Genomic DNA, 3315 nt, shown 5'->3' on the forward strand with positions numbered 1-3315 from the left:
ATCGGATTAAAAGACCATTCTCAAACGTTACAAGTAAAACAGTCATTGCTTTGATAGTTATCCTGGTTATTAGCAATAATAATTAGAGGTGGCAAGTTTATGAGGTCATACAAAAGGCTCATAGACTGTTCAAGGTTATAGAATCAAGTGACTAAGCGTATGTGGTGGATGCCTAGGCGGTAAGAGGCGATGAAGGACGTTGTAGCATGCGATAAGCCCCGGTTAGTCTGCAAACAGACATTGATCCGAGGATTTCCGAATGGGGAAACCCGGCACCATAAGGTGTCATCCCTAACTGAATACATAGGTTAGGCGAAGCAAACCCGGAGAACTGAAACATCTAAGTACCCGGAGGAAAAGAAATCAACCGAGATTCCCCAAGTAGCGGCGAGCGAAAGGGGAGCAGCCGAGCAATTTAGTTATAGAAGAACACTCTGGAAAGTGTGACCATAGTGGGTGATAGTCCCGTATTCGAAATAACTTTATTGACGTATTAAGTAGGTCGGGGCACGAGAAACCTTGACTGAAGATAGGGGGACCATCCTCTAAGGCTAAATACTCCTTACCGACCGATAGTGAACCAGTACTGTGAAGGAAAGGCGAAAAGAACCCCGGAGAGGGGAGTGAAATAGAACCTGAAACCGCATACGTACAAGCAGTGGGAGCCTCCTTTGAGGGGTGACTGCGTACCTTTTGTATAATGGGTCAGCGACTTAATTTTAGTAGCAAGGTTAACCGTTAGGGGAGCCGTAGGGAAACCGAGTCTTAATAGGGCGTTTAGTTGCTAGGATTAGACCCGAAACCGAGCGATCTATCCATGGCCAGGTTGAAGGTGCCGTAACAGGCACTGGAGGACCGAACCCACGTATGTTGAAAAATGCAGGGATGAGCTGTGGATCGGAGTGAAAGGCTAATCAAGCTCGGAGATAGCTGGTTCTCCTCGAAATCTATTTAGGTAGAGCCTCGTATATAACTCCTGGGGGTAGAGCACTGTTATGGCTAGAGGGCCTTGATCGGCTTATCAACCCATTGCAAACTCCGAATACCAGGAAGTTCAGTACGGGAGACACACGGCGGGTGCTAACGTCCGTCGTGGAAAGGGAAACAACCCAGACCGCCAGCTAAGGTCCCAAAATTACAGCTCAGTGGGAAACGATGTGGGAAGGCATAGACAGCTAGGAGGTTGGCTTAGAAGCAGCCATCCTTTAAAGAAAGCGTAATAGCTCACTAGTCGAGTCGGCCTGCGCGGAAGATTTAACGGGGCTAAGCTGTATACCGAAGCTGCGGAATCACATTTATGTGATTGGTAGAGGAGCGTTCTGTAAGCCGTTGAAGGTGGTGTCGTAAGGCCTGCTGGAGGTATCAGAAGTGCGAATGCTGACATGAGTAACGATAAGACGGGTGAAAAACCCGTCCGCCGAAAACCCAAGGTTTCCTGCGCAACGCTAATCGGCGCAGGGTTAGTCGGGTCCTAAGGCGAGGCCGAGAGGCGTAGTCGATGGAAAACAGGTTAATATTCCTGTACCGCTATTATATGCGATGGGGTGACGGAGAAGGCTAGACCAGAACACAGTTGGTTTTGTGTATCTAAGCGTTTAGGTGTAGGACTTAGGCAAATCCGGGTCCTTTTAACACTGAAGCGTGAATGCGACGATCTTACGAGATTGGAGTGGTCGATGCCATGCTTCCAGGAAAACCCTCTAAGCTTCAGTATAATAGTGTCCGTACCCCAAACCAACACAGGTGGGTGGGATGAGAATTCTAAGGCGCTTGAGAGAACTCTGGTGAAGGAACTAGGCAAAATGGTACCGTAACTTCGGGAGAAGGTACGCCCCCTGCGGTTCACGCTGCGGGGGGTCACAGAAACTAGGTGGCTGCGACTGTTTAACAAAAACACAGCACTCTGCAAACTCGAAAGAGGACGTATAGGGTGTGACGCCTGCCCGGTGCCGGAAGGTTAATTGATGGGGTTATCTTCGGAGAAGCTCTTGATCGAAGCCCCGGTAAACGGCGGCCGTAACTATAACGGTCCTAAGGTAGCGAAATTCCTTGTCGGGTAAGTTCCGACCTGCACGAATGGCGTAACGACGGCCACACTGTCTCCACCAGAGGCTCAGTGAAATTGAAATCGCGGTTAAGATGCCGTGTACCCGTGGCTAGACGGAAAGACCCCGTGCACCTTTACTACAGCTTTGCACTGAACATTGGACCTATCTGTGTAGGATAGGTGGGAGACTTTGAAACCGGAACGCTAGTTCTGGTGGAGTCAACCTTGAAATACCACCCTGATAGTTTTGATGTTCTAACCCAGTTCCCTTATCGGGATCGGGGACAGTGTATGGTGGGTAGTTTGACTGGGGCGGTCTCCTCCTAAAGAGTAACGGAGGAGCGCGACGGTTCGCTAATCCCGGTCGGAAATCGGGAGGTTTGTGCAAAGGCAAAAGCGAGCTTGACTGCGAGACTGACACGTCGAGCAGGTACGAAAGTAGGTCTTAGTGATCCGGTGGTTCTGTATGGAAGGGCCATCGCTCAACGGATAAAAGGTACGCCGGGGATAACAGGCTGATACCGCCCAAGAGTTCATATCGACGGCGGTGTTTGGCACCTCGATGTCGGCTCATCACATCCTGGGGCTGAAGCAGGTCCCAAGGGTATGGCTGTTCGCCATTTAAAGTGGTACGCGAGCTGGGTTCAGAACGTCGTGAGACAGTTCGGTCCCTATCTGCCATGGGCGTTAGAATCTTGAGGGAAGCTTCTCCTAGTACGAGAGGACCGGAGTGGACGAACCTCTGGTGTACCTGTTGTCACGCCAGTGGCATAGCAGGGTAGCTAAGTTCGGACGGGATAAACGCTGAAAGCATCTAAGCGTGAAGCCCCTCCCAAGATGAGGATTCTCTGGGGACTAGATCCCCCTAAAGGGCCGTTGAAGACTACGACGTTGATAGGCACCATGTGGAAGTTCAGTAATGAATGTAGCTAAGGTGTACTAATTGCCCGTGAGGCTTGATTCTATAACCTTAAATGGTTTGTGAGTTGGCTTTTTACTTGTAACACAGTAAACGATACAAAACAGATTTGAGAATAAAGCTAGTGCTTTGCCTAATTAATTGTTGATGAGAAATGAATAATGACTCATTAGCAAATATTGAAGTCTGCTTATAAGAGCAGATGTTCAATAAACCAGTTTCTTGGTGACAATAGAGACATGGAACCACCTGAATCCATCTCGAACTCAGAAGTGAAACGTGTCATCGCCGATGATAGTGTGGGGCTTCCCCATGTGAAAGTAGGTCATCACCAAGTTATTATCCTAAA

Annotated in this window: 2 rRNA genes; both read left to right on the plus strand. The window is 49.0% G+C overall.

Features of this window, described 5'->3' with window-relative positions:
• The first annotated feature begins 141 nt into the window (after positions 1-141).
• Positions 142-3011, plus strand: a 23S ribosomal RNA gene (locus Q1A31_RS20815).
• A 176-nt stretch (positions 3012-3187) separates the two neighbouring features.
• A 5S ribosomal RNA gene (rrf, locus tag Q1A31_RS20820) occupies positions 3188-3303 on the plus strand.
• Positions 3304-3315: the final 12 nt, after the last annotated feature.

Origin of the sequence: uncultured Cocleimonas sp., from assembly GCF_947495625.1 — a bacterium.
GTDB lineage: Bacteria > Pseudomonadota > Gammaproteobacteria > Thiotrichales > Thiotrichaceae > Cocleimonas.